Here is a 25,747-nt window from a genome sequence, read left to right as displayed (position 1 = left end):
TGGAGAGTGCCAACACAGCGACGGGCAGGTCCGGCACCCGCGACGACGGATCCACCTGGTCGCCACCTCAGACAGTTAACCCCGTGAGATCTCCGAAGGGGGAGGTCGGATCGTGACGACCACCAGCTCCAAGGTTGCCATCAAGCCGCTCGAGGACCGCATCGTGGTCCAGCCGCTCGACGCCGAGCAGACCACCGCCTCTGGCCTGGTCATTCCGGACACCGCCAAGGAGAAGCCCCAGGAGGGCGTCGTCCTGGCCGTGGGCCCGGGCCGCTTCGAGAACGGCGAGCGTCTGCCGCTCGACGTCAAGACCGGCGACATCGTGCTGTACAGCAAGTACGGCGGCACCGAGGTGAAGTACAACGGCGAGGAGTACCTCGTCCTCTCGGCTCGCGACGTGCTCGCGATCGTCGAGAAGTAATTCTCCGAAGTACCGAAGTACCTGAAGCAGATGCTTTGAGCTGCGCCCCGAGGCCCCTTTCCCAGGCGCCCCGGGGCGCGGTTCGTTCCACCCGAATCCGAGAGGGCTGAACCGCTCCCATGGCGAAGATCCTGAAGTTCGACGAGGACGCCCGTCGCGCCCTTGAGCGCGGCGTCAACAAGCTTGCCGACACGGTGAAGGTGACGATCGGCCCCAAGGGCCGCAACGTCGTCATCGACAAGAAGTTCGGCGCCCCCACCATCACCAACGACGGTGTCACGATCGCCCGCGAGGTCGAGATCGAGGACCCGTACGAGAACCTCGGCGCCCAGCTCGTGAAGGAGGTGGCGACCAAGACCAACGACATCGCGGGTGACGGCACCACCACCGCCACCGTGCTCGCCCAGGCCCTGGTCCGCGAGGGTCTGCGCAACGTCGCCGCCGGCGCCTCCCCGGCCGCCCTGAAGAAGGGCATCGACGCCGCCGTCAAGGCCGTCTCCGAGGAGCTCCTCGCCACCGCGCGCCCGATCGAGGACAAGTCCGACATCGCCGCCGTCGCCGCGCTCTCCGCGCAGGACCAGCAGGTCGGCGAGCTCATCGCCGAGGCGATGGACAAGGTCGGCAAGGACGGTGTCATCACCGTCGAGGAGTCCAACACCTTCGGCCTGGAGCTCGACTTCACCGAGGGCATGGCCTTCGACAAGGGCTACCTGTCCCCGTACATGGTGACCGACCAGGAGCGCATGGAGGCCGTCCTCGACGACCCGTACATCCTGATCAACCAGGGCAAGATCTCCTCGATCCAGGACCTGCTGCCCATCCTGGAGAAGGTCATCCAGGCCGGCGCCAGCAAGCCGCTCCTGATCATCGCCGAGGACGTCGAGGGCGAGGCCCTCTCCACCCTCGTCGTCAACAAGATCCGTGGCACCTTCAACGCCGTGGCCGTCAAGGCCCCCGGCTTCGGTGACCGCCGCAAGGCGATGCTCGGCGACATGGCCACCCTCACCGGCGCCACCGTCATCGCCGAGGAGGTCGGCCTCAAGCTCGACCAGGCCGGTCTCGACGTGCTGGGCACCGCCCGCCGCGTGACCATCACCAAGGACGACACCACCATCGTCGACGGTGGCGGCAACTCCGAGGACGTCGCGGGCCGCGTCAACCAGATCAAGGCCGAGATCGAGTCCACGGACTCCGACTGGGACCGCGAGAAGCTCCAGGAGCGCCTCGCGAAGCTCGCCGGCGGCGTCTGCGTCATCAAGGTCGGCGCCGCCACCGAGGTGGAGCTGAAGGAGAAGAAGCACCGCCTGGAGGACGCCATCTCCGCGACCCGCGCCGCGGTCGAGGAGGGCATCGTCTCCGGTGGTGGCTCCGCGCTCGTCCACGCCGTCAAGGTCCTCGAGGGCAACCTCGACAAGACCGGCGACGAGGCCACCGGTGTCGCCGTCGTCCGCCGCGCCGCCGTCGAGCCGCTGCGCTGGATCGCCGAGAACGCCGGCCTCGAGGGCTACGTCATCACCTCGAAGGTGGCGGAGCTGGAGAAGGGCAACGGCTTCAACGCCGCCACCGGCGAGTACGGCGACCTGGTCAAGGCCGGCGTCATCGACCCGGTGAAGGTGACGCGCTCCGCCCTGGAGAACGCCGCCTCGATCGCCTCCCTCCTCCTCACCACCGAGACCCTCGTGGTGGAGAAGAAGGAAGAGGAGCCGGCGGACCACGGCCACGGCCACGGTCACGGCCACTCCCACTGAGGCGGCTGACCGACAGCTGAGGCCCGGTGCTCCCGTCGCGGGAGCACCGGGCCTCACCGCTTCCCTACGGCTCCACGGCGCCGAGCTGCCCCATGAGCCCGAGCATGTCGTACTGCCACCAGCCCTCGACGGCCTTGCCGTCCTCCCGGAACCGGTGGACGACCATCCCCGTCATGCTCACCTCCATCCCGGTCGGCTGGATGCCCATGAAGTCGCCGACATGGGTGCCCTTCCAGGTCCAGCGCGTGCAGACCCGGTCGCCGTCGGCGATCTGGTCCTCGACGGTGAAGCCGAAGTCGAACGCCGCCCGCCACATCTCGGCCTCGCGCCGCAGCGCGTCCATGCCGACCGTGTCGGTCGGGTTGCTCGGATCGTGGTCGTGGTACCCCTCGGCGAACACCTCGTCCAGCGGCGGGAGCTCCCCCGGCTCCGAGAGCAGCTCGAAGAACCGGCGGGAGGCCGCCTTGTACATCTGCTCGTCCCGGACCACGTCCAGGTCGGTGAAGGTCGGCATCTCGTCACAGAGCGCGACCATCTCGCGGAAGATCCGGTCGGTCTCGGGGAGCTGCGAATTCCGCATGGCCACGTCGTACGAGGGGAACTCGACGATCTCCACGACGTGGGAGGCGTCGGAACGGTCCTTGCCGACGATGCTGTGCGTCGCGGTCCGCTTGCCCTTGGTCTGCTCGACCCACCGGTCCATGAGCCGGTTCAGGTCCTCGACCCGGCTCGTCTTGCAGTCGATGATCTGCACGAATGTCATGACGCCTCCCGGCCCAGGTAGGACCTTTCCAGTTTAGGTCGGGGCGCGGGAGATGCCCTGGCAGCATGGGAACGTGGAGCGGGGGATCAGCGTCGACAACGGCGCGGGGAACGTGGTGATCGGCGACGGCAACGTGGTGGTGCCCGGCACCGGGGCGTGGCCGCCGGTCCGATCGGCTTACCGCGAACGGGTCGCGATCGGCGCACCGCCCGAACTCGTCGACAGGGAAGCCGAACTGGCGGAGCTCGCCGACTTCTGCCTGACGGGACGGGGCTGTCTGTGGTGGCGTGCCGACGCATGGGCCGGGAAGACCGCCCTGATGGCGTGGTTCGCCCTCCATCCGCCGGCGGGCGTACGCATCGTTCCCTTCCTCGTCACCGGCCGCTGGGCCGCCCAGAGCGACAGCACCGCGTACGTGGACGTCGTCCTGGAGCAGCTCGCCGAACTGGCCGGGCAGGGACTGCCGGCGCTGCTCACCCCCGCCACCAGGGAGGCCCACCTCCTGGGCCTGTACGACGCGGCGAACCGCGCCTGCGCCGAGCGCGGCGAGCGGCTCGTCCTCCTCGTCGACGGCCTCGACGAGGACCGGGGCGTGACGACGGGCCCCGACGCCCACTCGATCGCCGCCCTCCTCCCGTACGGCCTTCCGGTCGTCGTCGCCGGTCGCCTCAACCCGCCGCTCCCGCCCGACGTCCCCGAGGACCATCCGCTCCGGACCTCCGTGACCGTACGGATCCTCAGCCCGTCCCCGGCCGCCCGCGTCGTCCGCTCCGAGGCGGAGCGCGAGCTCAAGGGCCTGCGGAGCGCCCGGGGACTCCCGAGCGACCTGCTCGGTCTCCTCACGGCCGCGGGCGGCGGCCTCACGGCGGACGACCTCGCGGAGCTGACCGGGGAGGATCCCTACGAGGTCAGGGACCTCCTGCGCACGAGCGCCGGCCGCACGTTCGCACGGGTCGGTGACGCGTACCTCCTCGCCCACGAGGAGCTGCAGAACCTGGCGACGGAGATGGTCGGGCCGCGGGAACTGGGCCGGTACCGGGACCTCGTGCACACGTGGGCGGAGAAGTGGAGGTCCCGGGGTTGGCCGGAGGACACTCCCGCGTACCTGCTGCGCGGCTGGTTCCCCGTGCTGCGGGCGTGCGGTGACCTGGAGCGGATGGTGGGGTGCGCGCTGGACCGGCCCCGGCGCGACCGGCTCCTCGCCGCGACGGGCGGCGACCGGGCGGCCCTGACGGAGATCGAGACGACGGAAGCCGCTCTCGTCGACGCGGGCGTGCCCGACCTCCTCGACGTCCTGCGTCTCGTGATGGCCCGCGAGGAGCTCGTGGGCCGGAGCGACCGGATCCCGCCGACGCTGCCGTGGGCCTGGGCCAAGCTGGGCCGTTTCCACCGGGCGGAGGGTCTCGCCCGCAGCATCGTCAGTGACGACTGGCGGGCACGGGCGCTGGTGGACACGGCGGAGCAGCTCCACGACGCCGGGCACCCGTCCGACGCCGCCGCCCTGCTGGCCGCCGCGCGGGACGCCGCGATCCTGTGCGACAACGCGTTCGACGACGAGCGGGAGCGGTCGCTCGAAGCGGTCGCCCGTGGCTGGGCCCGCGTCGGCCTGCACGACGAGGCCGTCGAGACCGCTCGTCTGGTGGAGCACCCGTGGAGGAGGGCGGAGCTGCTCTGCGAGGTGTCCCGTACCGGTGTGGGGGCGGCGGGCGCGTGCGACCGGATCGTCGCCCTCAGCCGGGCCGAAGAGGACGCGACGGCACGGGCGTTGCTGCTGGCCACGGCCGCCGCGGGACGCGTGGGGCGGGGGGACGTCGAGGGGGCCCTGCGGCTCGCGGAGGAGGCGGGGCCCGAAGGCGAGATCCTGCCGTTGGCCCACATCGCCTCGGCCCTGCTGCGGGCCGGTGACGGGCGGGCGGCCGGGATCCTGGACCGCGTGGACGCGGCGGTGCGCCCGTCACCCGTTCTCGTCGGTGTGGTCGGAGCGTTGGCGGAGGGCGGTGAGTACGGTCGGGCGGTGGCGGCTGCGGAGCTGTTCGACGAACCGGAGCAGCGCGGCTGGTCGCTGCGCGATGTGGTCGCCGCTCTGGTGGCCGCCGGGCAGGGGGACCGGGCTCGCGCGCTCGCCGAGGATATCGAGGACTCGGAGGCCAGGGGGGCCGCGCTGCGTGAGGTCGTGACCGGTCTCGCCGCCGATCCCGCGGCCGCCGGGGAGCTCGCCCGGTCCATCGAGGACATCGGCGAGAGGGAGCGTGCCCTGCGCATCGTGGTGGAGGCGCTGGCGGAGGCGGGCGAGTTCGACCGGGCGGAGGCCCTCGCGCGGGGGTGCGCCCCGTTCGTCACGTTGTCCCGGGAACCGCTGGGTGTCGTCGTCGAGGCGCTGGCACGCTCCGGCGACCTGTGCCGAGCGCGTGACCTCGCGATCGACGTGCCGTACGGCAAGGGTGGATTCGCACTGGTACGCGGTGTGGTGGCGGGCTGCCTCGACGGCGGTGGGCGGCCCGAGGACGTCGCCGCGGCGGCGGAGCTCGTGGCGGAGGTGGAGTCCGGGGTCAGGGCGGATTCCCGGCCCGGGAGCCTCGACCTGTTCCATGCGGCGCTCGCGCTGGCGGAGGAGGGCTTCGTCGATCCGGCCCGTGATCTGCTGCGCGGTTTCGAGGGCTGGATGCAGCTGGCGGAGAGTCTCGACGAGGACGGACCCGACCCCATCGGCTGGAAGGTCCGCGCGGCTCCGGCGGTCGAAGCCCTGGTGCTGCTCGGGGAGTACGACCGTGTCCGCACCGCGCTGAGGGGGCTCACGCTTCTGCCCTCGACCTACGCGGCGGTGGCGAACTCGGTGCGGCGCCTCTCCCGCCGAGGACAGTTCGCGCAGGCCGAGGCGGTCGCGGAAGCCCTGGAGGAGGCCGAGCGGGAGCACCTGTGGAGCGTCCTGGCCGAGGGGGCCGCCGATCACGGGGACCCGGCGGCGGCGGAGTCGTACGCACGGCGCGTCGGCCCCGCGCACGAGCGGGTCGCCGCCTGGACCGCGGCCGCGGCGGCCTGGGCGAAGGCGGGGGAGGCGGAGCGGGCCGGAACCTGTCTGGACGAAGGGCTGCTCCACTACGAACCGGGCCCCTACGCCTTCACGGCCGTCCCGGGCATCGTCCGCGCCTTCTTCGCGCTGGGAGCGGAGGAGCAGGGGGACGCCCTGCTCGCGGACATCGCCGCCCGTGCGACGGACACGTCCCACTGGATGACCTCCGTGCTCCTCACGCAGACCGTTCACGGCCTCGTGGCGGCGGGCGCGTACGACCGCGCGCGCGGCTTCGTCCGGTCCCTCCCGGACGAGGACGGCGTCCTCCACGTGTGGATCACACTCGTCATGGCCCTTGCTGAGGCCGGGGAGCGCGACAGGGCGGCTGCCGAGATCCGGTCCAGGGGACTGCCCGACGACACGGAGGGCGTCGGCGGGATGCCGTTCGGGCTCGGCAGACTGGTACGGGTCGTCGATCCCGCACGCGGGCGGGTGCTGCTCGCGCGGCTCCTTCGGCAGCACGACCTCCAGGACCTCCTCGGCGACGTCCTCCATCTCGAGCCCGCCGCTGCTCTCCTGGTCGCCGAGACGTGCCTGCCCGGTTCTGCGGAGCGGGTCCGGACCCCCGGCGCGTCCTGAGGGGGCCCGGAAGGCCGTTACGCCGAGCGCTGGAGGTCCGAGGCCCGCACCTCCTCCGCGAACGGCTTGCCGAGGGCGTAGCGCGCCACCTCCTCGATCGCCTGGTCCGCCATGCGGTGGAGTTCATTGCCGAGGGAGCCGGCGACGTGGGGGGTGAGGAGGACGTTCGGGAGGGTCCAGAGCGGGGAGTCGGGCGGGGGGAGTTCCGGGTCCGTCACGTCGAGGATCGCGTGGAGGCGGCCCGAGACCAGGTGGGGGAGGAGGGCCTCCTCGTCGATCAGGGAGCCCCGCGCCGTGTTGATCAGGGTCACCCCGTCCGGCATCGCCGCCAGCTGCGCCGCGCCGATCATGTGGTGCGTGGAGGGGAGTTGCGGCGCGTGCACCGAGACGATCGTGCTGCGGGCGCAGAGTTCGTCGAGGCCGACGAGTTCGGTGCCGGGCGGCGCGGCCGTCACGTACGGGTCGTACAGCAGGATCTCGAAGTCGAAGGGGCGGAGGAGTTCGAGGACCCGGCGGCCGATGCGGGAGGCGCCGACGACGCCGATCGTGCGGCGGTGGTTGCCCCAGGTGGTGGACTCCTCCAGCCAGGCGTGGTCGGTGCGCAGTTCGGCGTACCGCTGGGCCGAGCGGAGGACCTGTTTTCCGGCGAAGAGGATGGCCGCCAGCGTGTACTCCGCGACGGGCAGCGCGTTGGCGGCGGCGGCCGAGGTGACGCGCAGGCCGCGTTCCCAGCAGGCGTCGGTGATGTGGTGCTTGACGGAGCCCGCCGCGTGGACGACGGCCTTGAGCCGTGGGGCCCGTGCCAGGACCTCCGCCGTGAGCGGGGTCGCTCCCCAGCAGGTCAGGAGGATCTCGGCCTCGGCGAGCGCGGCGGCGACCCGGGGGCCGGGGGCGGTGAGGTCGTGGGCGACCAGGTGGGGGTCGGTGTGCGCGAGCCGTGACAGGAGGGTGCGGTGGCCGGGCGTGAGGAGGCGTTCGTCGACTCCGGGGCCCATCGCGAGCAGGAGCGTCGGGCGGTGGTCAGTGGCGGGGTGCATGGTGGTCACAGGCCTTCCTCACTTGACGCTGCCGGCCGTCAGACCGGCCTTCCAGTGGCGCTGGAGGGAGACGAAGGCGACGACGAGGGGGACGACGGCGAGCAGGGATCCGGTGACGACGAGGGGGTAGAAGTCGGGTTCGGCGTGGGCGTTGCTGTTCCACGCGTACAGGCCGAGGCTCAGCGGGTAGAGCTTCTGGTCCGAGAGCATCACCAGGGGGAGGAAGAAGTTGTTCCAGACGGCGGTGAACTGGAAGAGGAAGACGGTCACGAAGCCGGGCATGACCATGCGCAGGCCGATGGACCAGAAGACGCGCATCTCGCCGGCCCCGTCGATACGGGCGGCCTCCAGGGCCTCGTCGGGGATGTAGCCGGCGCAGAAGACCCGGGAGAGGTAGACGCCGAAGGGGTTGACGAGGACGGGGATCAGGACGGCCCAGTAGGTGTTGACGATCCCGATCTCGCTGGCCAGGAGGTACATCGGCAGGGCGAGCGCGGTGGTGGGGACGAGCACGCCCAGGAGGACGAGGCCGAAGAGCTTCTCCTTGCCGCGGAAGTCGTAGACGTGGAAGGCGTATCCGGCGGCGACGCTGATGAGGGAGCAGGCGAGGGCGCCGATTCCCGCGTAGAGGAGGCTGTTGGCGTACCAGTGGAAGTAGACGCCGTCGTTGTACGCGGCGAGCCGGGAGAGGTTGCCGCCGAGGTCGAAGCCCTCGAAGGAGAAGGCGTCTCCGGCGAGGAGGCCGCCGGCGTCCTTGGTGGCGGCGGTGAGCAGCCAGACCAGAGGGAAGAGCATGTAGACGACGGCGAGCACGAGGGCGCCGTTGACGGCCGCCTTCGAGAGCCATCGGCCGGGGGTGCGGGGCCGGCTCACGCGGTCTTCTCCTTCCGGGCCGTGCCCGCCTTGCGGCGGCCGGTCAGCCGGGTCACCGCGAAGGAGAGCAGCGCCGCCGTCAGGGCGAGGAGCACGGAGGCCGCGGCGGCGAGTCCGTAGTCGTTGCGGTCGAAGGCCGCGGTGTAGGCGTACATGTTCGGCGTCCAGGTGGAGGTGACGGCGGAGCCGGTGCCCTTGTTGAGGATGAGGGGCTCGGTGAAGAGCTGGAGGGAGCCGATGATCGTGAAGAGGCCGACCATCGCGAGCGAGGCCTTGACGAGCGGGACCTTGATGGCGAAGGCGATGCGCCAGGCGCTCGCGCCGTCGACGGTGGCGGCTTCGAGGACGGAGCGGTCGATGGCCTGGAGGGCGGCGTAGAAGATGACCATGTTGTAGCCGAGCCACTCCCACAGGGCGATGTTGACGACGGAGGGCAGGGTGCCCTCGGGGGAGAAGAAGTCGAAGCCGACGCCTCCGGCGTCCATGGCCTGCACGACCGGGCTGAGCTGGGGCGTGTAGAGGTAGACCCAGATCAGGGCGGCGATGATGCCGGGGACGGCGTGCGGCAGGAAGAGCGCGAGCTGGAAGAAGCGGCGGGCGCGGGCGAGCGCCGAGTCGAGCAGGAGGGCGAGGCCGAGGGCTCCGGCGAGCAGCAGGGGGATGTAGAGCAGGCAGTACCCGAGCAGGACGCCGAAGCCTTCGAGGAAGGCCCGGTCACCCAGCGCCGCGGTGTAGTTGTCGAGTCCGGTGAAGACGGTCTCGGTGCCGCCGAATCCCAGTCCGGACTGCTTCTCGGTGAAGAGGCTGAGCCAGACCGCGTATCCGATCGGCACCACCATCACCGCGGTGAACAGGACGAAGAAGGGGGTCAGCAGGAGCGTGGCGGCGCGGGTGCGGGCCTTCACCGGGTCAGCCCTCGACCTTCAGGCCGCGCTTGGTGAGTTCGGCGACGGTGGCGTCGTGGCCGGCCTTGACGGCGTCGGCGATGGACGGGCCGCCCCGGGCGATCTTGCCGAACCGGTCCTTGATCGCGGTGTTGGTGGTGCCGGTGGTCGGGCCCCAGGACCAGTGGGGGTTGATGGAGGCTCCGGCGGACTCGAAGAGGGCGTAGATGTCCTGGCCGCCGTAGTAGCCGGCGTCGAAGGCCTTCTTGGCGACCGGGCGCAGGGCCGCGGCGGCGGGGAAGGCGGAGGAGGTGCCGGAGGCGATCCGGGCCTTCACGCCCGCCTCGGTGGTGGACATCCATTCGGCGAAGGCGACGGCGGCGGCCTTCTGCCTGCTGTCCTTGGTGACGGCGAAGGAGGTGCCGCCGAGCATGCCGCTGGCGGGCTTGCCGTCCCAGGTGGGGACGGGGGCGACGGCCCACTTGCCGCTCAGCTCGGGGGCGTTGCCCTTGAGGACGCCCGCGCCCCAGGAGGCGCCGAGGTAGCCGATGGTGGTGCCGTTCTTGAGGGAGCCGACCCATTCGGGGCTGAAGGAGGCGTCCTTGTGGACGAGGTCGGCGTCGAGGAGGCCCTGCCAGTAGGCGGTGACCTTGGTGGTGGCCGGGTCGGTGGTGTCGATCTTCCAGGTGTCGTTCTCGGCCTTGAACCACTGGGCGCCGGCCTGCCAGGCCATGGCCTCGAAGGTGGTGGGGTCGTCGGGGAAGAAGGTCGCGATGCGGGCCTTGGCGTCGGCCTTCTTGACCTGTTCGGCGGTCTTCTTGAACGCGTCCCAGGTGGTGGGGACCTGGAGCTTGTACGTGGCGAAGAGGTCCTTGCGGTAGAAGAAGGCCTGCGGGGCGGCGTCGAAGGGGACGGCCCAGGACTTCCCGCCGAGGGTGGTGAGCTCGACGGACTGCGGGAGGAGCTTGGCGCGGTCGGCCTCGGTGAACTGGTCGCCGATGTCCTGGAGGGCGCCGGAGCTCACGAACTCGGGGAGCGAGGCGTACTCGATGGAGACCAGGTCGGGGGCGTTGCCCGCCTTCACGGCGTTGGAGATCTTGGCGTAGCCGCCGGCGGTGCCGGAGGGGATCTCCTCGAACTTCACCTGGATGTCGGTGTGGGAGGCGTTGAAGGCGTCCACGACGTCCTTGGAGCCCTTGGCCCAGCCCCAGAAGGTGATGGTCACGGGCCCGTTCGGCTTGCTTGCGGTGTCGTCACCGCCGCCGCCGCAGGCCGTGAGGACGGCCAGGGCGGTGGCGGTGCCGGCTATGACGCGGGACGTTCTGCTCCAAGTACGGGTCACGGCACGGCTCCTGAGGGCGGGCGGCTGGAGGTTGTGGCCGTGATCCTGTGACCGTTCATGACCGAAGTCAAGAGCGAAAGATTGATTGATCGAAAAAAGATCAGATCGAAGGTGCGGGACCGCCCGCGGAGCCCCCGGTGGAACCGCTCGCGGAGCCCCCGGTGGAGCGCGCCCCGCACGAGTCCCGCACCCGCAGCCGCGGCAGCAGGCTCAGGTGCCGCCGCGCGGCCTCCTCCTCGGCCCCCTCGGTGAGCCGCTCCACGAGCAGTTCCGTGGCGTGCCGCCCCACCTGACGCTTCGGCGGCGCGACCGCCGTCAGCGGGGTGTCGGCGAGGGCGGCGACCTCGTCGTCGTACGCGATCAGGGCCAGGTCCTGCGGCACCCGCACGCCCAGCTCGGCCAGGCGCTGCACGATCTCGATCGCGTCCACGTCGTTGTGGACCAGGGCCGCGCTCGCCAGGCCCGAGCCGACGGCCTCGTGCAGCGCCCGCACCGCCCGCTCGAAGCCCTCCGGGTCCGCCTCGGCCGGTACGGAGTCGATGACCGGGCGCGGCTCCTTCAGGCCCAGCGTCCCCAGCGCCTCGGCGTAGCCCGCGCGCACCGCGAGCGCGGTCGGGGAGTCCCGGCGGGCCACGAGCAGCGGGGTCGCGTGGCCGAGCGAGAGCAGATGGCGCAGGGCGAGCAGCACGCCGTGGGCGTGGTCGGAGGAGACCCGGTCCAGGCCGTCGAGCGGGCTGCCGGGCTCGGCGCGGCGCTCCAGGAGCACGGCCGGCACGGGCAGTTCGGCCAGCCAGTCCCCGTACGCGAGCCGGTCCTCGGGCCCCCGCCAGCCGGGCGCGACGAGGACGCCCTCGGCGCCGGCCGCGAGGAGGCCCTCGGTGCGGGCGCGGTCCTCCTCCGGCCGGTAGTCGGAGATGCGCAGCACGAGCCGCGCCCCGGCGCGGGCCGCCGCCTCGTGCGCCCCGCGGATGACCTCGGCGAAGTAGTACGTGGCGGAGGGGGCGAGCAGGCCGAGGACCAGGCCCTCGCCGGGGCGTCCGCCGCCGGGGCCGCCCTGTCGCCGGGGCCAGGAGACCTGGCCGTGCACCCGGTCGAGCAGGCCCCGGCCGGCCAGGACCTCGACGTCGCGGCGGGCGGTGACGGGGGAGACCCCGAGGCGTTCGGCCAGTTCGGAGACGCGGGCGGTGCCGCGCTCGCGCACCAGGGCCAGCAGTCGGTCGTGTCGTTCGGCAGCACTCTCGCGCACGGCGCGGTTCCCCCTCGCGGTGGTGGTGGTCCGTGGATCCCGGTGGTGCGGCGGCTCCGTCGGTGCGTCGGCTCCAGCGGTCCGTCGACCCCGGGGTGGGCCACCCTAACCCAGAAATGATCGAACGACGGGAGTTTCGATCATTCGCTCCGAATCTCTTGACGTTCGATCGGAGCCTGTTCAGGATTCCCGACGACGCAGAGGTCGCCGCAGGGAGCCCCAGGGAGCATCATGCCCACGCCGCCCGAGAACCGTGAGCTCAGCCCGCACACCGGCTGGACCCGTGCCCACTGGGAGGCCACCGCCGACCGACTCCTCCTGGACGTACGTCCGTTCACCTCCCCGGGCCACGGCCTCATCGACCTCCCCGGACCCCGCCCCAGCTGGTCCGGTCCCCGTTCCGACGGCCTGGAGGGCTGGGCCCGCACCTTCCTCCTCGCCGCCCTCCGCGTCGCGGGCGCCCACGGCGAGGACCCCCACGGCCACCTCGACCGGTACGCCTCGGGGCTCACCGCCGGCACCGAGAAGCCGGGCCGGGACGACCGGGACTCCTGGCCCCCGATGGCCGACACCCGCCAGGCGGTCGTCGAATCCGCCTCGATCGCCCTCGGCCTCCGCCTCACCCGCCCCTGGCTCTGGGACCGCCTCGACGACCGCACCCGACAGCAGGCCGTCGACTGGCTCCTCCCCGCCCTCGGACCGTCCCCCGTCGACAACAACTGGTGGCTCTTCGGCCTCACCGTCGCCGGCTTCCTCCAGGACGCCGGAATCGAGACCGACCGTGCCGCCGCCACCGTCGACCGCTCCCTCGCCCGCGTCGAGGACTGGTACCTCGGCGACGGCTGGTACAGCGACGGCGACAACCGCGCCTTCGACCACTACAACGCCTGGGCCCTGCACTTCTACCCCGTCCTCCACGCCCACCTCGCCGGCGACCGGGAACTCCTCGACCGGTACGGGCCCCGGCTGCGGGCCCACCTCGACGCGTACGTCCACCTCTTCGACGCGAACGGCGCCCCCGTCCCGTACGGGCGGTCCCTGATCTACCGCTTCGCCGCGGCCGCCGCCCCCTGGCTCGGCGCCCTCACCGGCCACACCCCGCTCACCCCCGGCGCCACCCGCCGCCTCGCCTCCGGCACCCTGCGGTACTTCCTCGACCGCGGCGCCACCGACGAGCGCGGGCTGCTCGGCCTCGGCTGGCACGGCCCGTACCCGCCGCTCGTCCAGGAGTACTCGGGACCCGGCTCCCCCTACTGGGCCTCCAAGGGCTTCCTCGGCCTCCTCCTGCCCGCCGGCCACCCCGCCTGGACCGCCCCCGAGGAACCCCTGCCCGCCGAACGCGCCGACACCGTCCGCGCCTTCGCCCCCGCCGGACTGCTCGTCCAGACCACCGCCGCCGACGGACTCGTACGCCTCCACAACCACGGCAGCAACCACGTGCACAGCGCACCCGGCGAGGAGGACGACCCCGGCTACGCCCGCCACGCCTACTCCACCCGTACGGGACCCACCACCGGGCCCGCCCCCGCCGACAACCACTTCGCCCTGATCGTCGACGGGAAGGCCACCACCCGCGGCCCCGCCGCCCCGGCCGGCACCGGCCCCGACCGGGCCGCCTCCCTCCACCACCCGCTGCCCGGCGTCCGGGTCCTCTCCGCGACCCTCGTCCACGGCCGCGCCGAGCTCCGCGCCCATCTCGTCCTCGGCGCCCCGGAGGGGACCCCCGTACGGCAGACCGGCTGGGCCGTCACCCCCGAGGGCCCGCACGCCCAGCTCCACCCGGTCCACGGCTACCGGCCCGGGACCACGGAACTCCCCACCGGGGAGACCCTTCAGGGTCCCGGCAGCCGCACCCTCGCCCTGCACGGCGCCACCAGCGGCCCCGCGTCGCTCTTCGTCGCCCTCGCCTCCCTCACCGCCGAGCCCGACCCCGCCCCCGTCTCCGACCTCGCGAACGTCCGGACCGACGGACACCTGGTGACCGTGACCTGGCAGAACGGCACCACCGCCCGACTGAACCTTGACCTGGAGTGCGGCGGGGCGCCGGTTCGATAGGTCGCACGTTCTGCTGATCGCCGGCGAACGCGCGCCACGTCCGTAGGGCCATGGAGCGGGCGCCGCCGAGGCCGACCGGGCCGCCGGCGGGCGCTACCGCGGCCCGTACTTGCGGCCCGCCTTGGAGGAGACCCCGCCGAGCAGGCCGCGCGGCGCCAGCTTCACCACACCCATGAGGGCCTTGTAGCGGGGGTCCGGGATCGACAGCGTCTTCCCCCGCTCCAGGTCGGTGAGCGCCGCCGCCACCAGCTTGTCCGCGTCGAGCCACATCCAGCCCGGGATGTTGTCCGTGCCCATCCCGGCCCGCTCGTGGAACTCGGTCCGCACGAAGCCGGGGCAGAGCGCCATCAGCCGCACCCCGCTGCCCGCGAGGTCCCGCGCCGCGCCCTGCGTGAACTGCACGACCCAGGCCTTCGAGGCTCCGTAGGTGCCGCGGGGCACGAAGGCCGCCACCGAGGCGACGTTCACCACGGCGCCCCGGCGGCGGTCCTTCATCGAGGCGGCGGCGGCCGAGGTCAGCCGCAGCACCGCCTCGCAGTGCACCGTCAGCATCTTCAGCTCGTCGGCCATGGAGACTTCCAGGAAGCGGCCCTTGTTGCCGAAGCCGGCGTTGTTCACCAGCATGTCCACCGGCTGCTTCCGGTCCGAGAGCCTGGCCTCGACGGCGGCGATCCCGTCCTCCTCGGAGAGGTCCGCCGCGAGCACCTCGGCCTCCACGCCGTGCCGGTCGTGCAGCTCGGTCGCCTGCTCCCGGAGCCGCTTCACGTCCCTGGCCACGAGCACGACGTCGTGGCCGTCCGCCGCCAGTCTCCGTGCGAAAGCGGCCCCGATGCCCGCGGTGGCGCCCGTAATCAGTGCAGTCGTCATACGGGCAACCTAGTGCCTGTCCTCCGGGCCGGTCCGGGCCCGTGGGGCCCCCGCTCCCGCGCCTAGGCCGTCGCGTACTTCTCCGTGTACTGGCGGGCGAGCGCGAGGAGCCCGGACTCCATCCACTCGGCGGCGGCCAACGTGGAGGGCAGCAGGGCGCGTTCGGTGGTCGCGGCGCGGTGGAGGAGCGCCACGGTGATGTCGTGGTCGGGCCGGTGCAGCACCGTGATCGGGTCGCCGGCCCGCACCTCGCCCGGCACGATCACCCGCAGCAGCGCGCCGGGGCCGGCCTCCGACCGCGTGAACCGCTTCACCCAGCCCTTCTCCTCGACGAAGCCCGCGAACGTACGGCACGGGATGCGGCCGCCGGTCACCTCCAGGACCACCTCCTCGCCGATCCGCCACCGCTCGCCGATCAGGGCCCCGTTCACGTCGAGGCCGCGGGTGGTGAGGTTCTCGCCGAAGGAGCCGTTCGCCAGTTCGCGGCCGAGCTCCCGCTCCCACAGGTCCATGTCCTCCCGGGCGAAGGCGTACGCGGCCCGGTCGTCGCCGCCGTGGAAGCGCAGGTCGCAGACCGCGTCCCCGGCGACCCCGCTCGCCCCGACACCGGGCGCCCCCGGCGCCTCGATCCGCACGGGCCCCTCCACCGGGCGCTTGTCGATGCCCGTCATCCCCGAGGCGGCGTCCGTGTACTCCACGGCCCTGGCGCGGCCCACATTCACACTCAGCAAGGTCATGCGGGCACTGTACGGGCGGTGATCTCAAAGGCGCCCGTGAAAATGGGCAGCTTCACCCAAGAGTCGCTTATGCTGGACGCATGATCGAGGCCCGCCACCTCCGCGTCCTGCGCGCCGTCGCCGCCACCGGCTCCTTCTCGGCCGCCGCGCGCGAACTGGGTTGCACCCAGCCCGCCGTCAGCCAGCAGATGAAGGCGCTCGAGTCCTCCGCCGGCACGCCGCTGCTGATCCGTACCGGACGCGAGATGCGCCTCACCCAGGCCGGCGAGGTCCTCGTCCGTCACGCCTCCGGCATCCTCGCCGGGCTCACCGCTGCCGAGGAGGAGGTCGCCGCCATCGCCGGGCTCCGGGCGGGCCGGGTCCGCCTGGTCTCCTTCCCGAGCGGCAGCTCCACCCTCGTGCCCACCGCCCTCGCCGCGCTGCGGGCCGCGCACCCCGGCACCCGGGTCTCCCTCGTCGAGGCCGAACCGCCGCGCTCGATCGAGATGCTCCGTGAGGGCGACTGCGACATCGCCCTCGCGTTCCGGTACGGGGCCGGGCAGGACGAGTGGGACGACCTGGTGGTCCGCCCGCTCCTCGCCGACCGGCTCGTCGGCCTGGTGCCCGAGGGGCACCGGCTCGCCGGGGCCGGAGCGGTCGGCATCGCGGAGCTCGCGGACGAGCCCTGGATCGCGGGCTGCCCGCGCTGCCGCCGCCAGCTCGTGGACGTCTGCGAGGACGCGGGCTTCACCCCCCGCATCGACTTCGCCACCGACGACTACCCGGCCGTGGTGGGGCTGGTCGGCGCCGGTCTGGGCGTGGCCGTCCTGCCGGAGCTGGCCATCGAGTCCGTACGCCCCAAGGGTGCGCGGACCGTGGCCGTGGAGCCGGCCGTGGAGCGGGAGATCGTGGCCCTGACGCTGCCGGACCTCGCGCAGGTCCCGGCCGTCGCCGCCACGCTCGACGAGCTGGTCCGCGCCGCCGAGCGCGCGTAACCGCGCCGCCACGCGCGTGCGGCCTGGCGGGTTCGCACCGCCGTGCGTGCGGCCGTGTCACGCCGCCACGCGTGCGCGAGCGATTCACGGCGTACGCGGGCGCGTGGTTCCGTTCCTCGTCCAACTGGTGCTCAACGCAACAGAGAAACGTTCCTTCACATACGTTCCCCGAGCGATGTCATGGTCGTCATGGAAGTCGCGGACGCGCCGGACGCGGCCGACGCGGAGGTCGGCGCCGTCGCGATCAGGCGATTGCGCGCGCGTCCCATGAGTTCTTCGCGTTCGTCCTCGGTGAGGCCGCCCCATACGCCGTAGGGCTCCCGCACGGCGAGTGCGTGTGCCGCGCACTCCGCGCGCACCGGGCACCGCATGCAGACCTCTTTCGCCGAGTTCTCACGCGCACTCCGTGCCGCGCCGCGCTCTCCCTCGGGGTGGAAGAACAGGGAGCTGTCGACCCCGCGGCAGGCCGCGAGGAGTTGCCAGTCCCACAGATCGGCGTTGGGTCCGGGAAGGCGGGAGAAATCTGCCATTGCGCTTGTCCCCTTGAAACCGTGTCGAACGGATAGGTGGGCGGGTGGATGGCTGATGGCCGGGCTCCTCGGGTCCCGACGGGTCCGGGTTGCTACACCTACTGTCGAAGTAGATGTAAATATGACTCATTGCGAATCTAGTCACAGACACCGCGAAAAGGGAAGAAAACCCGCCAAATGGGGCAGAGCTTGCGATGTTTGGGCGAACGGGCTGCGTCGCTCTCCTCTGCGCACGCTCCCTCACGTAGAGTGCCGAAGACGCCGTCCGACCCGTAACTCTTTCGAGTGACCGTCGTTGAGAGTGCGGAGGCGGTTGGAGGAACAAGCGATCGGGCACATGTCCGAGAGCGTCAACCGCACAGGTGACGATACGTACAGCCCTGGAGGCTCAAGGTGACGCGCAACAGCTGCGAGAGCCGCGGAGGTCAGGCATGACATCCGTCCTCGTCTGCGACGACTCCCCGCTTGCCCGAGAGGCGCTCCGCCGCGCGGTCGCGACCGTGCCCGGCGTCGAGCGCGTGACCACCGCGGCCAACGGCGAGGAAGTCCTCCGCCGCTGGGGCGCGGACCGCTCGGACCTGATTCTGATGGACGTGCGCATGCCCGGCCTGGGCGGCGTGGAGACCGTCCGCCGGCTGCTCTCGGCGGACCCCGGCGCCCGCATCATCATGCTCACGGTCGCCGAGGACCTCGACGGCGTCGCGCTCGCCGTCGCCGCGGGCGCCCGCGGCTACCTGCACAAGGACGCCTCGCGCGCCGAGCTGCGGGCCACGGTCACACAGGCGCTCGCCGACCCGACCTGGCGGCTCGCCCCCCGCCGTCTCCGCTCGGCCGAGATGGGCGCCGCGCCCACCCTCACCGCGCGCGAGATCCAGGTCCTCGAGGGCATGAGCCACGGCCGGTCCAACGCGGAGATCGGGCGCGAGCTCTTCCTCTCCGAGGACACGGTCAAGACGCACGCCCGGCGCCTCTTCAAGAAGCTCGGCGCCTCCGACCGGGCGCATGCCGTCGCGCTCGGATTCCGCTGGGGTCTGGTCCGCTGAATCGCAGGTCACCTGCCGTCTCCCCGTCCTCGCCCGCGTCCGTCGTGGGGTGGACGGGGTGGGCTTGTGTCACTTCCCCGCGGAATGCCGCATCCTTGAGATGTGGAGTTCCTCGGGGACGAGTCGATCGAGCGGGAGGGGAGGGCGCGGGAGATGAGTGCCGGCGCACCTGCTCATAACGCTTCGGTGCACAACTACGGACGCGGTGCCGCGAACCGAGAGGCGTCGGGGCACCATGGAGCGATGCGCGACGACGAGACCGTGGGTTCCCCCATGCCTGCCGGGCAGGGGGAGATCGGCGCGCTCGTGCACCGCGCGGTCGACGGCGACGCGCAGGCCACCCACGACCTGCTCGCGCGCGTCCACCCGCTCGCCCTGCGGTACTGCCGCACCCGCCTCAACCGGCTGCCGGGCGACGCCCGGCACTTCGTCGAGGACCTCGCCCAGGAGGTCTGCGTCGCCGTCCTGATGGCGCTGCCGCGCTACAAGGACACGGGCAGGCCCTTCGAGGCCTTCGTCTTCGCCATCGCCGGGCACAAGGTCGCCGACCTCCAGCGGGCCGCCATGCGGCACCCGGGGTCCACCGCCGTGCCCTCCGACGAGATGCCCGAGCGGCCCGACGACTCCCTCGGCCCCGAGGAGCGCGCCCTGCTCAGCGACGACGCCGAGTGGGCCAAGAAGCTGCTCGCCAACCTCCCGGAGAACCAGCGCGAACTGCTCGTGCTGCGGGTCGCGGTCGGACTGACCGCCGAGGAGACCGGTCAGATGCTCGGCATGTCCCCGGGCGCCGTCCGGGTCGCGCAGCACCGCGCCCTCAGCCGGCTCCGGGCGCTGGCCGAGCAGTAGCCCGACGGCACGCGCACCGGCCAGTGGCCCGACGGCACGCGCCCTGGCCGACCAGTAAGCCTTGCCGGGCGCCGTCGTCCCTTTCGTACACGTGTGAACGTCCAAAGCTGCCCGCTGATCTTGCTCGTGGAATGAGACACGGCTCCAGGCCGTTAGCATGGACATCCCGCACCGATCAAGGCCATTTGGGAAGGTGTCATGACTGCCAACGTCGACGGAGTGCCCGAGAAATTCGCGACACTCGGGCTGACCTACGACGACGTGCTGCTGCTGCCCGGCGCGTCCGACATGGCGCCCGACCAGATCGACACCGCCTCGTACATCTCGAAGAACGTGCGGGTGAACATCCCGCTGCTCTCCGCCGCGATGGACAAGGTCACCGAGTCCCGCATGGCGATCGCCATGGCGCGACAGGGCGGTGTCGGTGTGCTGCACCGCAACCTCTCCATCGCCGACCAGGCCAACCAGGTCGACCTGGTGAAGCGGTCCGAGTCCGGCATGGTCACCGACCCGATCACGGTCCACCCGGACGCCACGCTCGCCGAGGCCGACGCGATCTGCGCCAAGTTCCGCATCAGCGGCGTCCCCGTGACCGACCCGGCCGGCAAGCTCCTCGGCATCGTCACCAACCGCGACATGGCCTTCGAGACGGACCGCGACCGCCGGGTGCGCGAGGTCATGACCCCGATGCCGCTGGTCACCGGCAAGGTCGGCATCTCCGGCGTGGACGCCATGGAGCTGCTGCGCCGCCACAAGATCGAGAAGCTGCCGCTGGTCGACGAGGCGGGCGTCCTCAAGGGCCTCATCACGGTCAAGGACTTCGTCAAGGCCGAGAAGTACCCGAACGCCGCCAAGGACAAGGAAGGCCGGCTGATCGTCGGCGCCGCCGTCGGTGTCGCCGGTGACGCGTACGAGCGCGCCCAGGCCCTGATCGAGGCGGGCGTCGACTTCATCGTCGTCGACACCGCGCACGGCCACTCCCGCCTGGTCGGCGACATGGTCGCCAAGATCAAGTCGAACTCCTCGGTCGACGTCATCGGCGGAAACGTCGCCACCCGCGACGGCGCCCAGGCGCTGATCGACGCCGGTGTCGACGGCATCAAGGTCGGTGTCGGCCCCGGCTCCATCTGCACCACCCGCGTGGTCGCCGGCATCGGCGTCCCGCAGGTCACCGCGATCTACGAGGCCTCCCTCGCCGCCAAGGCGGCCGGCGTCCCGGTCATCGGCGACGGCGGTCTGCAGTACTCCGGCGACATCGCGAAGGCCCTCGTCGCCGGCGCCGACACGGTGATGCTCGGCTCGCTGCTCGCGGGCTGCGAGGAGTCCCCGGGCGAGCTGCTCTTCATCAACGGCAAGCAGTTCAAGTCGTACCGCGGCATGGGCTCGCTCGGCGCCATGCAGTCCCGCGGCGAGCAGCGCTCCTTCTCCAAGGACCGCTACTTCCAGGAGGGCGTCGCCTCCGACGAGAAGCTCGTGCCCGAGGGCATCGAGGGCCAGGTGCCCTACCGCGGCCCGCTCGCGGCCGTCGTCCACCAGCTGGTGGGCGGCCTGCGCCAGTCGATGTTCTACGTCGGCGGGCGCACGGTGCCGGAGCTCCAGGAGAACGGCCGCTTCGTCCGGATCACCTCGGCGGGCCTCAAGGAGAGCCACCCGCACGACATCCAGATGACGGTCGAGGCGCCGAACTACAGCAGGAAGTAACAGAGCGCGACGCGTGGGGGCGGTTCCGGCATGTGGCCGGAGCCGCCCCTCACGCTTGTGTCGGGGATACTGGTAGGCGCAGACGTAGAGGGAAAGGCCACACATCGTGACTGAGATCGAGATCGGGCGCGGCAAGCGCGGCCGCAGGGCGTACGCGTTCGACGACATCGCCGTCGTGCCGAGCCGGCGCACCCGGGACCCGAAGGAGGTCTCGATCGCCTGGCAGATCGACGCCTACCGCTTCGAGCTGCCGTTCCTGGCCGCCCCGATGGACTCGGTCGTCTCGCCGCAGACCGCCATCCGCATCGGCGAGATGGGCGGCCTGGGCGTGCTGAACCTGGAGGGTCTCTGGACCCGGTACGAGGACCCGCAGCCGCTCCTCGACGAGATCGCCGAGCTGGACGAGGCGACCGCGACCCGCCGCCTGCAGGAGATCTACGCCGCGCCGATCAAGGAAGAGCTGATCGGGCAGCGCATCAAGGAGGTGCGCGACTCCGGCGTCGTCACCGCCGCCGCGCTTTCCCCGCAGCGCACCGCGCAGTTCTCCAAGGCCGTCGTCGACGCCGGCGTGGACATCTTCGTCATCCGCGGCACGACGGTCTCCGCCGAGCACGTCTCGGGCGCGGCCGAGCCGCTGAACCTGAAGCAGTTCATCTACGAGCTGGACGTCCCGGTCATCGTCGGCGGCTGCGCCACGTACACCGCGGCCCTGCACCTGATGCGCACCGGCGCGGCCGGCGTCCTGGTGGGCTTCGGCGGCGGCGCCGCGCACACCACCCGCAACGTCCTCGGCATCCAGGTCCCGATGGCGACCGCGGTCGCCGACGTGGCCGCGGCCCGCCGCGACTACATGGACGAGTCCGGCGGCCGGTACGTGCACGTCATCGCCGACGGCGGCGTGGGCTGGTCCGGCGACCTGCCGAAGGCGATCGCCTGCGGCGCCGACGCCGTGATGATCGGCTCCCCGCTGGCCCGTGCCACGGACGCGCCCGGCAAGGGCCACCACTGGGGCATGGAAGCCGTCCACGAGGACGTGCCGCGCGGCAAGCTGGTCGACCTGGGCATCGTCGGCACCACCGAGGAGATCCTCGCGGGCCCGTCGCACACCCCGGACGGCTCGATGAACTTCTTCGGCGCCCTGCGCCGCGCGATGGCCACCACGGGCTACAGCGAGCTCAAGGAGTTCCAGCGCGTCGAGGTCACCGTCGCGGACGCCCAGCACAAGCGCTGAGCCCGTTCCGTACGTTTCCGAAGGGCCCCGCACCGTCCGGTGCGGGGCCCTTCGGCTCGTCACAGGCGGTGGGCGGATCCCGCGGGGGTGGCGCCGCGGGTGTCGAGGAGGAGCTGCGCCTTCACCGAGAGGCCCTGCAGGTCGTACGTGCGGTGGTGCTGGAGGAGGACCGTCAGGTCGGCGTGGGCGGCGGCCTCGTAGAGGGAGTCCGCGCGGGGGACGGGCAGGTCGCGGACGCGCCAGTCGGGGACGTGGGGGTCGTGGTAGCTGACGGCGGCGCCCAGGTCCATGAGGCGGCGGGCGATCTCGTCGGCGGGGGAGCCCTGCCGGTCGGGGAGGTCGGGCTTGTACGTGATGCCCAGGAGCAGGATCCGGGCGCCGCGGGCCGACTTGCCGTGCTCGTTGAGGAGGGTGGCGGCGCGCTGGACGACGTACCGGGGCATGCGCTCGTTGACCTGGCCGGCGAGCTCGACGAGGCGGAGCGGGCGGTGGGCGCCGACGGTGTCGACGGGGACGCCGTGGCCGCCGACGCCGGGTCCGGGGCGGAAGGCCTGGAAGCCGAAGGGCTTGGTCTCGGCGCAGCGGATGACGTCCCACAGGTCGACGCCGAGTTCGTGGCAGAGGACCGCCATCTCGTTGACGAGGGCGATGTTGACGTGCCGGAAGTTGGTCTCCAGGAGCTTGACCGTCTCCGCCTCGCGGGGGCCGCGCGCGCGTACCACCTTGTCGGTGAGCCGGCCGTAGAAGGCGGCCGCGGACTCGGTGCAGGCCGGGGTGAGGCCGCCGATGACCTTGGGGGTGCCGGCGTAGCCGTGGGTGCGGCTGCCGGGGTCGAGGCGGCCGGGGGAGTAGGCGAGGTGGAAGTCGCGCCCGGCGCGCAGGCCGGATCCCGCCTCCAGGGTCTCGCGGAGGAGGCCCTCGGTGGTGCCCGGGGGGACCGGGGACTCCAGGAGGACGGTGGTGTGCGGGCGCAGCCGGGCGGCGAGCGTGCGGGCGGCGTCGGTGACGGCTGTGAGGTCGAGCGTCCGGTCGGGACCGAGTGCGGTGGGGGCGCAGAGGACGGCGGTGCGGACCCGGCCGAGCTCGGCGGGGTCGGTGGTCGGCCGGAAGCTTCCCGAGAGCATCCGGCGGATCTCGGGGGCGGTGAGGGAACCGTCGACCGGGGAGCGGCCGGCGGCGAGTTCGGCGACGGGGTGGGGGTCGGTGTCGTAGCCGATGGTGTCGATGCCTGCGGCGGTGGCGGCCTGGGCCAGGGGGAGTCCGTGGGGGCCGAGGCCGATGACGGCGAGATCAGCGGGCATGAGGGGGTGGGCCGTCCTTCCCGATAGCCGGAGGGAACGCGACGCGCAAGCCCGGTGGACAGAACGGGTCGAGCGCAATGTCAGACTAGGCGTAAATATGACCGATACGCGGCATTGTGGGCCGAAGATCGCCGAGTGTTATCCACAGGTCGGCGGCGAGGCGGTGGCTGAAGTCGCGGGAGCGGGCCAGAATCGAGCTGTGAGCCGGACCACACGGGCCCGGTTCGCGGCTTGTGCGCGTCCCGCCCGCGAAGAGGTGCGGCGGCGTACGGAGTCCGTGCGGGACAGACGGGGGACGACGGGAGGCAGCAGCGTGAGGACAGCGACACTGGGACCCGCCGAGCGCGCCGAGGCGCTCGCGGCCATGGCCGAGCGAGAGCTGGACGTGCTGGTCGTCGGTGCCGGAGTGGTCGGCGCCGGGACCGCCCTCGACGCCGTCACCAGAGGACTCTCCACCGGTCTCGTGGAGGCCCGCGACTGGGCCTCCGGCACCTCCAGCAGGTCCAGCAAGCTCATCCACGGCGGCCTGCGCTATCTGGAGATGCTGGACTTCGCCCTGGTGCGGGAGGCGCTCAAGGAGCGCGGACTGCTCCTGGAGCGGCTCGCACCCCACCTGGTGAAGCCGGTCCCCTTCCTCTACCCCCTCCAGCACAAGGGCTGGGAGCGGTTCTACGCCGGCTCGGGAGTCGCGCTGTACGACGCGATGTCGCTCTCCTCCGGCCACGGCCGCGGACTCCCCGTCCACCGGCACCTCTCCCGCCGCGGCGCCCTGCGCGTCGCGCCCTGCCTGAGGAAGGACGCCCTGGTCGGCGCCCTGCAGTACTACGACGCCCAGATGGACGACGCCCGCTTCGTCACCACCCTCGTGCGCACCGCCGCCTCCTACGGCGCCAGGGTCGCCAGCCGGGCCCGCGTCACCGGCTTCCTCCGCGAGGGCGAGCGGGTCGTCGGCGCGCGCGTCCAGGACGTGGAGGCCGGGATCGCGTACGAGGTCCGGGCCAAGCAGATCGTCAACGCCACCGGCGTGTGGACGGACGACACCCAGGCCCTCATCGGGGAGCGCGGCCAGTTCCACGTCCGCGCCTCCAAGGGCATCCACCTCGTCGTCCCCAAGGACCGCATCCACTCGACCACCGGACTGATCCTGCGCACCGAGAAGTCCGTGCTCTTCGTCATCCCCTGGGGACGCCACTGGATCGTCGGCACCACCGACACCGACTGGGACCTCGACAAGGCGCACCCCGCCGCCTCCAGTGCCGACATCGACTACCTCCTGGAGCACGTGAACACCGTGCTCGCCACCCCGCTCACCCGGGACGACGTCCAGGGCGTCTACGCCGGGCTGCGCCCCCTGCTCGCCGGCGAGTCCGACGCCACCAGCAAGCTCTCCCGCGAGCACACCGTCGCCCACCCGGTCCCCGGCCTCGTGGTCGTCGCCGGCGGCAAGTACACGACGTACCGCGTGATGGCGAAGGACGCCGTCGACGAGGCGGTGCACGGCCTCGGCCCTGGGGTGTCCCCTGCACGAAGTGCTTGGGGAAGTGTCGCCCCCTGCGTCACCGAGGACACCCCGCTCCTCGGCGCCGAGGGCTACCGCGCCCTGTGGAACGCGCGGGCGAGAATCGCCGCGAGGACCGGGCTGCACGTCGTCAGGGTCGAGCATCTCCTCAACCGCTACGGCTCCCTGACGGAGGAGATCCTCGACCTCGTCGAGGCCGACCCGAGCCTCGGCGAACCGCTCGCGGCGGCCGAGGACTACCTGCGCGCCGAGATCGTCTACGCCGCCTCGCACGAGGGCGCGCGCCACCTCGACGACGTCCTCACCCGGCGGACCAGGATCTCCATCGAGACCTTCGACCGGGGCACGCTCAGCGCCCGCGAGTGCGCGGAACTCATGGCTCCGGTCCTCGGCTGGGACGGGCGCCAGATCGAGAAGGAGGTCGAGCACTACGAGAAGAGGGTGGAGGCGGAGCGGGAGTCGCAGCGGCAGCCCGACGACCTGACCGCGGACGCCGCACGGCTCGGGGCGCCGGACATCGTGCCCATCTGACAGGACGTCCGGGGGGCCGCCTCCGGTGGGAACCTCGGGGGCGCGCGGAGGCGTCGTATCCCGGAGTACGGACCCGGGGGCGTCACCCGCCCCGAGGTGAGAGACAATGGCCTCTCTTCCAGGGCGGGTTACCGCATCGCGCGGGAAGCGGCAGACGCGGCGAAGATCAGGGATCGCAGAGGGGACGCATGTCGGAGGCGGAGCAGTCGCGGGACAAGGCGAGGGACCCCAGGCGGGACGCCGCCGCGGGGGCCGCGACCGACGGCGACCGAGGAGCGGTTCCGGCCGCGCGTGAGCCGGAGCGAGACACGAAGGACGCGCAGGTCAGCCGGGGTGCGCAGAGCCCGGAGGGGGTGCGGGAGCCGGGGCGGGACGTCGAGGACGCGAAGCCCGCGGAGCCCGCGGGGCCGACGGCGTCCGGGGGGTCCGCGGCGTCCCCGGCGGCTGCG

At 72.2% G+C, this 25,747-nt stretch carries 20 protein-coding genes; 10 read left to right on the top strand and 10 right to left on the bottom strand.

What is annotated here, in order from left to right:
- The first annotated feature begins 112 nt into the window (after nucleotides 1–112).
- Together groES and groL are read left to right on the top strand one after the other, a co-directional pair.
- The gene (groES, locus tag ACFYUZ_RS08350; RefSeq protein WP_017239619.1) at nucleotides 113–421 is read left to right on the top strand and encodes a co-chaperone GroES; all 309 of its coding nucleotides are present in this window, start codon (nucleotides 113–115) and stop codon (nucleotides 419–421) included.
- 119 nt (nucleotides 422–540) lie between these two features.
- Nucleotides 541–2,169, top strand: coding sequence for a chaperonin GroEL (gene groL, locus ACFYUZ_RS08345; RefSeq protein WP_389307111.1), 1,629 nt, complete (start codon nucleotides 541–543; stop codon nucleotides 2,167–2,169).
- Between the two features lie 64 nt (nucleotides 2,170–2,233).
- Here groL and ACFYUZ_RS08340 read toward each other — a convergent pair whose 3' ends face one another.
- Nucleotides 2,234–2,932 (bottom strand): ester cyclase, encoded by a 699-nt coding sequence (locus ACFYUZ_RS08340; protein ID WP_389307110.1) that lies wholly within the window; start codon nucleotides 2,930–2,932, stop codon nucleotides 2,234–2,236.
- A 52-nt stretch (nucleotides 2,933–2,984) separates the two neighbouring features.
- On the opposite strand from ACFYUZ_RS08340, the gene ACFYUZ_RS08335 reads away from it, so the two are divergent.
- Complete coding sequence (locus ACFYUZ_RS08335; protein WP_389307109.1) at nucleotides 2,985–6,581, top strand: hypothetical protein; 3,597 nt, start codon at nucleotides 2,985–2,987, stop codon at nucleotides 6,579–6,581.
- 17 nt (nucleotides 6,582–6,598) lie between these two features.
- Here ACFYUZ_RS08335 and ACFYUZ_RS08330 read toward each other — a convergent pair whose 3' ends face one another.
- From ACFYUZ_RS08330 to ACFYUZ_RS08310, 5 genes are all read right to left on the bottom strand, one after another.
- The gene (locus tag ACFYUZ_RS08330) at nucleotides 6,599–7,618 is read right to left on the bottom strand and encodes a hydroxyacid dehydrogenase (RefSeq protein WP_389307736.1); all 1,020 of its coding nucleotides are present in this window, start codon (nucleotides 7,616–7,618) and stop codon (nucleotides 6,599–6,601) included.
- Between the two features lie 18 nt (nucleotides 7,619–7,636).
- A complete protein-coding gene (locus ACFYUZ_RS08325) occupies nucleotides 7,637–8,491 on the bottom strand; it encodes a carbohydrate ABC transporter permease (RefSeq protein ID WP_389307108.1) in 855 nt (284 codons plus the stop codon).
- On the bottom strand, nucleotides 8,488–9,396 hold the full coding sequence (locus tag ACFYUZ_RS08320; protein ID WP_389307107.1) for a carbohydrate ABC transporter permease: 909 nt from the start codon (nucleotides 9,394–9,396) through the stop codon (nucleotides 8,488–8,490). The genes ACFYUZ_RS08325 and ACFYUZ_RS08320 overlap by 4 nt, the downstream gene beginning before the upstream one ends.
- 4 nt (nucleotides 9,397–9,400) lie before the next feature.
- Complete coding sequence (locus ACFYUZ_RS08315) at nucleotides 9,401–10,717, bottom strand: ABC transporter substrate-binding protein (protein ID WP_389307106.1); 1,317 nt, start codon at nucleotides 10,715–10,717, stop codon at nucleotides 9,401–9,403.
- Nucleotides 10,718–10,817: 100 nt separating this feature from the next.
- Complete coding sequence (locus tag ACFYUZ_RS08310; protein ID WP_389307105.1) at nucleotides 10,818–11,963, bottom strand: substrate-binding domain-containing protein; 1,146 nt, start codon at nucleotides 11,961–11,963, stop codon at nucleotides 10,818–10,820.
- A 231-nt stretch (nucleotides 11,964–12,194) separates the two neighbouring features.
- On the opposite strand from ACFYUZ_RS08310, the gene ACFYUZ_RS08305 reads away from it, so the two are divergent.
- On the top strand, nucleotides 12,195–14,018 hold the full coding sequence (locus ACFYUZ_RS08305; protein WP_389307104.1) for a DUF2264 domain-containing protein: 1,824 nt from the start codon (nucleotides 12,195–12,197) through the stop codon (nucleotides 14,016–14,018).
- Between the two features lie 93 nt (nucleotides 14,019–14,111).
- On the opposite strand, the gene ACFYUZ_RS08300 is transcribed toward ACFYUZ_RS08305, so the two are convergent.
- On the bottom strand, nucleotides 14,112–14,885 hold the full coding sequence (locus tag ACFYUZ_RS08300) for an SDR family oxidoreductase (protein WP_225804349.1): 774 nt from the start codon (nucleotides 14,883–14,885) through the stop codon (nucleotides 14,112–14,114).
- Nucleotides 14,886–14,947: 62 nt separating this feature from the next.
- Nucleotides 14,948–15,622, bottom strand: coding sequence for an MOSC domain-containing protein (locus ACFYUZ_RS08295; protein ID WP_389307103.1), 675 nt, complete (start codon nucleotides 15,620–15,622; stop codon nucleotides 14,948–14,950).
- Nucleotides 15,623–15,702: 80 nt separating this feature from the next.
- Here ACFYUZ_RS08295 and ACFYUZ_RS08290 point away from each other — a divergent pair, with 80 nt between their 5' ends.
- Entirely contained in the window at nucleotides 15,703–16,596 is an 894-nt protein-coding gene (locus tag ACFYUZ_RS08290; RefSeq protein ID WP_389307102.1) for a LysR family transcriptional regulator, read from the top strand.
- Nucleotides 16,597–16,751: 155 nt separating this feature from the next.
- On the opposite strand, the gene ACFYUZ_RS08285 is transcribed toward ACFYUZ_RS08290, so the two are convergent.
- On the bottom strand, nucleotides 16,752–17,126 hold the full coding sequence (locus ACFYUZ_RS08285; protein WP_389307101.1) for a WhiB family transcriptional regulator: 375 nt from the start codon (nucleotides 17,124–17,126) through the stop codon (nucleotides 16,752–16,754).
- A gap of 431 nt (nucleotides 17,127–17,557) precedes the next feature.
- Between ACFYUZ_RS08285 and ACFYUZ_RS08280 the strand changes: the two genes are divergently transcribed.
- The 4 genes from ACFYUZ_RS08280 to ACFYUZ_RS08265 all read left to right on the top strand — a co-directional run bounded on the left by ACFYUZ_RS08280 (nucleotide 17,558) and on the right by ACFYUZ_RS08265 (nucleotide 21,947).
- The gene (locus ACFYUZ_RS08280; RefSeq protein ID WP_003948568.1) at nucleotides 17,558–18,169 is read left to right on the top strand and encodes a response regulator transcription factor; all 612 of its coding nucleotides are present in this window, start codon (nucleotides 17,558–17,560) and stop codon (nucleotides 18,167–18,169) included.
- A gap of 243 nt (nucleotides 18,170–18,412) precedes the next feature.
- Nucleotides 18,413–19,015, top strand: coding sequence for a sigma-70 family RNA polymerase sigma factor (locus tag ACFYUZ_RS08275; protein ID WP_030211429.1), 603 nt, complete (start codon nucleotides 18,413–18,415; stop codon nucleotides 19,013–19,015).
- A gap of 198 nt (nucleotides 19,016–19,213) precedes the next feature.
- Nucleotides 19,214–20,716: an IMP dehydrogenase gene (gene guaB / locus ACFYUZ_RS08270; RefSeq protein WP_389307100.1), complete on the top strand. Its 1,503-nt coding sequence runs from the start codon at nucleotides 19,214–19,216 to the stop codon at nucleotides 20,714–20,716.
- A gap of 106 nt (nucleotides 20,717–20,822) precedes the next feature.
- Complete coding sequence (locus tag ACFYUZ_RS08265; RefSeq protein WP_093874493.1) at nucleotides 20,823–21,947, top strand: GuaB3 family IMP dehydrogenase-related protein; 1,125 nt, start codon at nucleotides 20,823–20,825, stop codon at nucleotides 21,945–21,947.
- Nucleotides 21,948–22,006: 59 nt separating this feature from the next.
- Here ACFYUZ_RS08265 and ACFYUZ_RS08260 read toward each other — a convergent pair whose 3' ends face one another.
- Nucleotides 22,007–23,248, bottom strand: a complete 1,242-nt coding sequence (locus ACFYUZ_RS08260) for a nucleotide sugar dehydrogenase (protein ID WP_389307099.1) — start codon at nucleotides 23,246–23,248, stop codon at nucleotides 22,007–22,009.
- Between the two features lie 313 nt (nucleotides 23,249–23,561).
- Here ACFYUZ_RS08260 and ACFYUZ_RS08255 point away from each other — a divergent pair, with 313 nt between their 5' ends.
- Nucleotides 23,562–25,298 carry a glycerol-3-phosphate dehydrogenase/oxidase gene (locus ACFYUZ_RS08255; protein WP_389307098.1) on the top strand — a complete coding sequence of 579 codons (1,737 nt, stop codon included), beginning with the start codon at nucleotides 23,562–23,564 and terminating at the stop codon, nucleotides 25,296–25,298.
- Nucleotides 25,299–25,747: the final 449 nt, after the last annotated feature.

Origin of the sequence: Streptomyces sp. NPDC004266, assembly GCF_042874095.1 — a bacterium.
GTDB lineage: Bacteria > Actinomycetota > Actinomycetes > Streptomycetales > Streptomycetaceae > Streptomyces.
Note: the sequence above shows the minus strand (reverse complement) of the source record. Positions and strands in the feature narration are given on the sequence as shown.

What these genes read in the sequence shown, in the direction of transcription:
- ACFYUZ_RS08330 (WP_389307736.1), bottom strand. Translation starts at nt 7,618, where the DNA reads ATGCACCCCGCCACTGACCACCGCCCGACGCTCCTGCTCGCGATGGGC.
- ACFYUZ_RS08280 (WP_003948568.1), top strand. Translation starts at nt 17,558, where the DNA reads ATGACATCCGTCCTCGTCTGCGACGACTCCCCGCTTGCCCGAGAGGCG.
- ACFYUZ_RS08260 (WP_389307099.1), bottom strand. Translation starts at nt 23,248, where the DNA reads ATGCCCGCTGATCTCGCCGTCATCGGCCTCGGCCCCCACGGACTCCCC.
- ACFYUZ_RS08295 (WP_389307103.1), bottom strand. Translation starts at nt 15,622, where the DNA reads ATGACCTTGCTGAGTGTGAATGTGGGCCGCGCCAGGGCCGTGGAGTAC.
- ACFYUZ_RS08305 (WP_389307104.1), top strand. Translation starts at nt 12,195, where the DNA reads ATGCCCACGCCGCCCGAGAACCGTGAGCTCAGCCCGCACACCGGCTGG.
- guaB (WP_389307100.1), top strand. Translation starts at nt 19,214, where the DNA reads ATGACTGCCAACGTCGACGGAGTGCCCGAGAAATTCGCGACACTCGGG.
- ACFYUZ_RS08340 (WP_389307110.1), bottom strand. Translation starts at nt 2,932, where the DNA reads ATGACATTCGTGCAGATCATCGACTGCAAGACGAGCCGGGTCGAGGAC.
- ACFYUZ_RS08275 (WP_030211429.1), top strand. Translation starts at nt 18,413, where the DNA reads ATGCGCGACGACGAGACCGTGGGTTCCCCCATGCCTGCCGGGCAGGGG.
- ACFYUZ_RS08285 (WP_389307101.1), bottom strand. Translation starts at nt 17,126, where the DNA reads ATGGCAGATTTCTCCCGCCTTCCCGGACCCAACGCCGATCTGTGGGAC.
- groL (WP_389307111.1), top strand. Translation starts at nt 541, where the DNA reads ATGGCGAAGATCCTGAAGTTCGACGAGGACGCCCGTCGCGCCCTTGAG.
- ACFYUZ_RS08335 (WP_389307109.1), top strand. Translation starts at nt 2,985, where the DNA reads ATGCCCTGGCAGCATGGGAACGTGGAGCGGGGGATCAGCGTCGACAAC.
- ACFYUZ_RS08290 (WP_389307102.1), top strand. Translation starts at nt 15,703, where the DNA reads ATGATCGAGGCCCGCCACCTCCGCGTCCTGCGCGCCGTCGCCGCCACC.
- ACFYUZ_RS08300 (WP_225804349.1), bottom strand. Translation starts at nt 14,885, where the DNA reads ATGACGACTGCACTGATTACGGGCGCCACCGCGGGCATCGGGGCCGCT.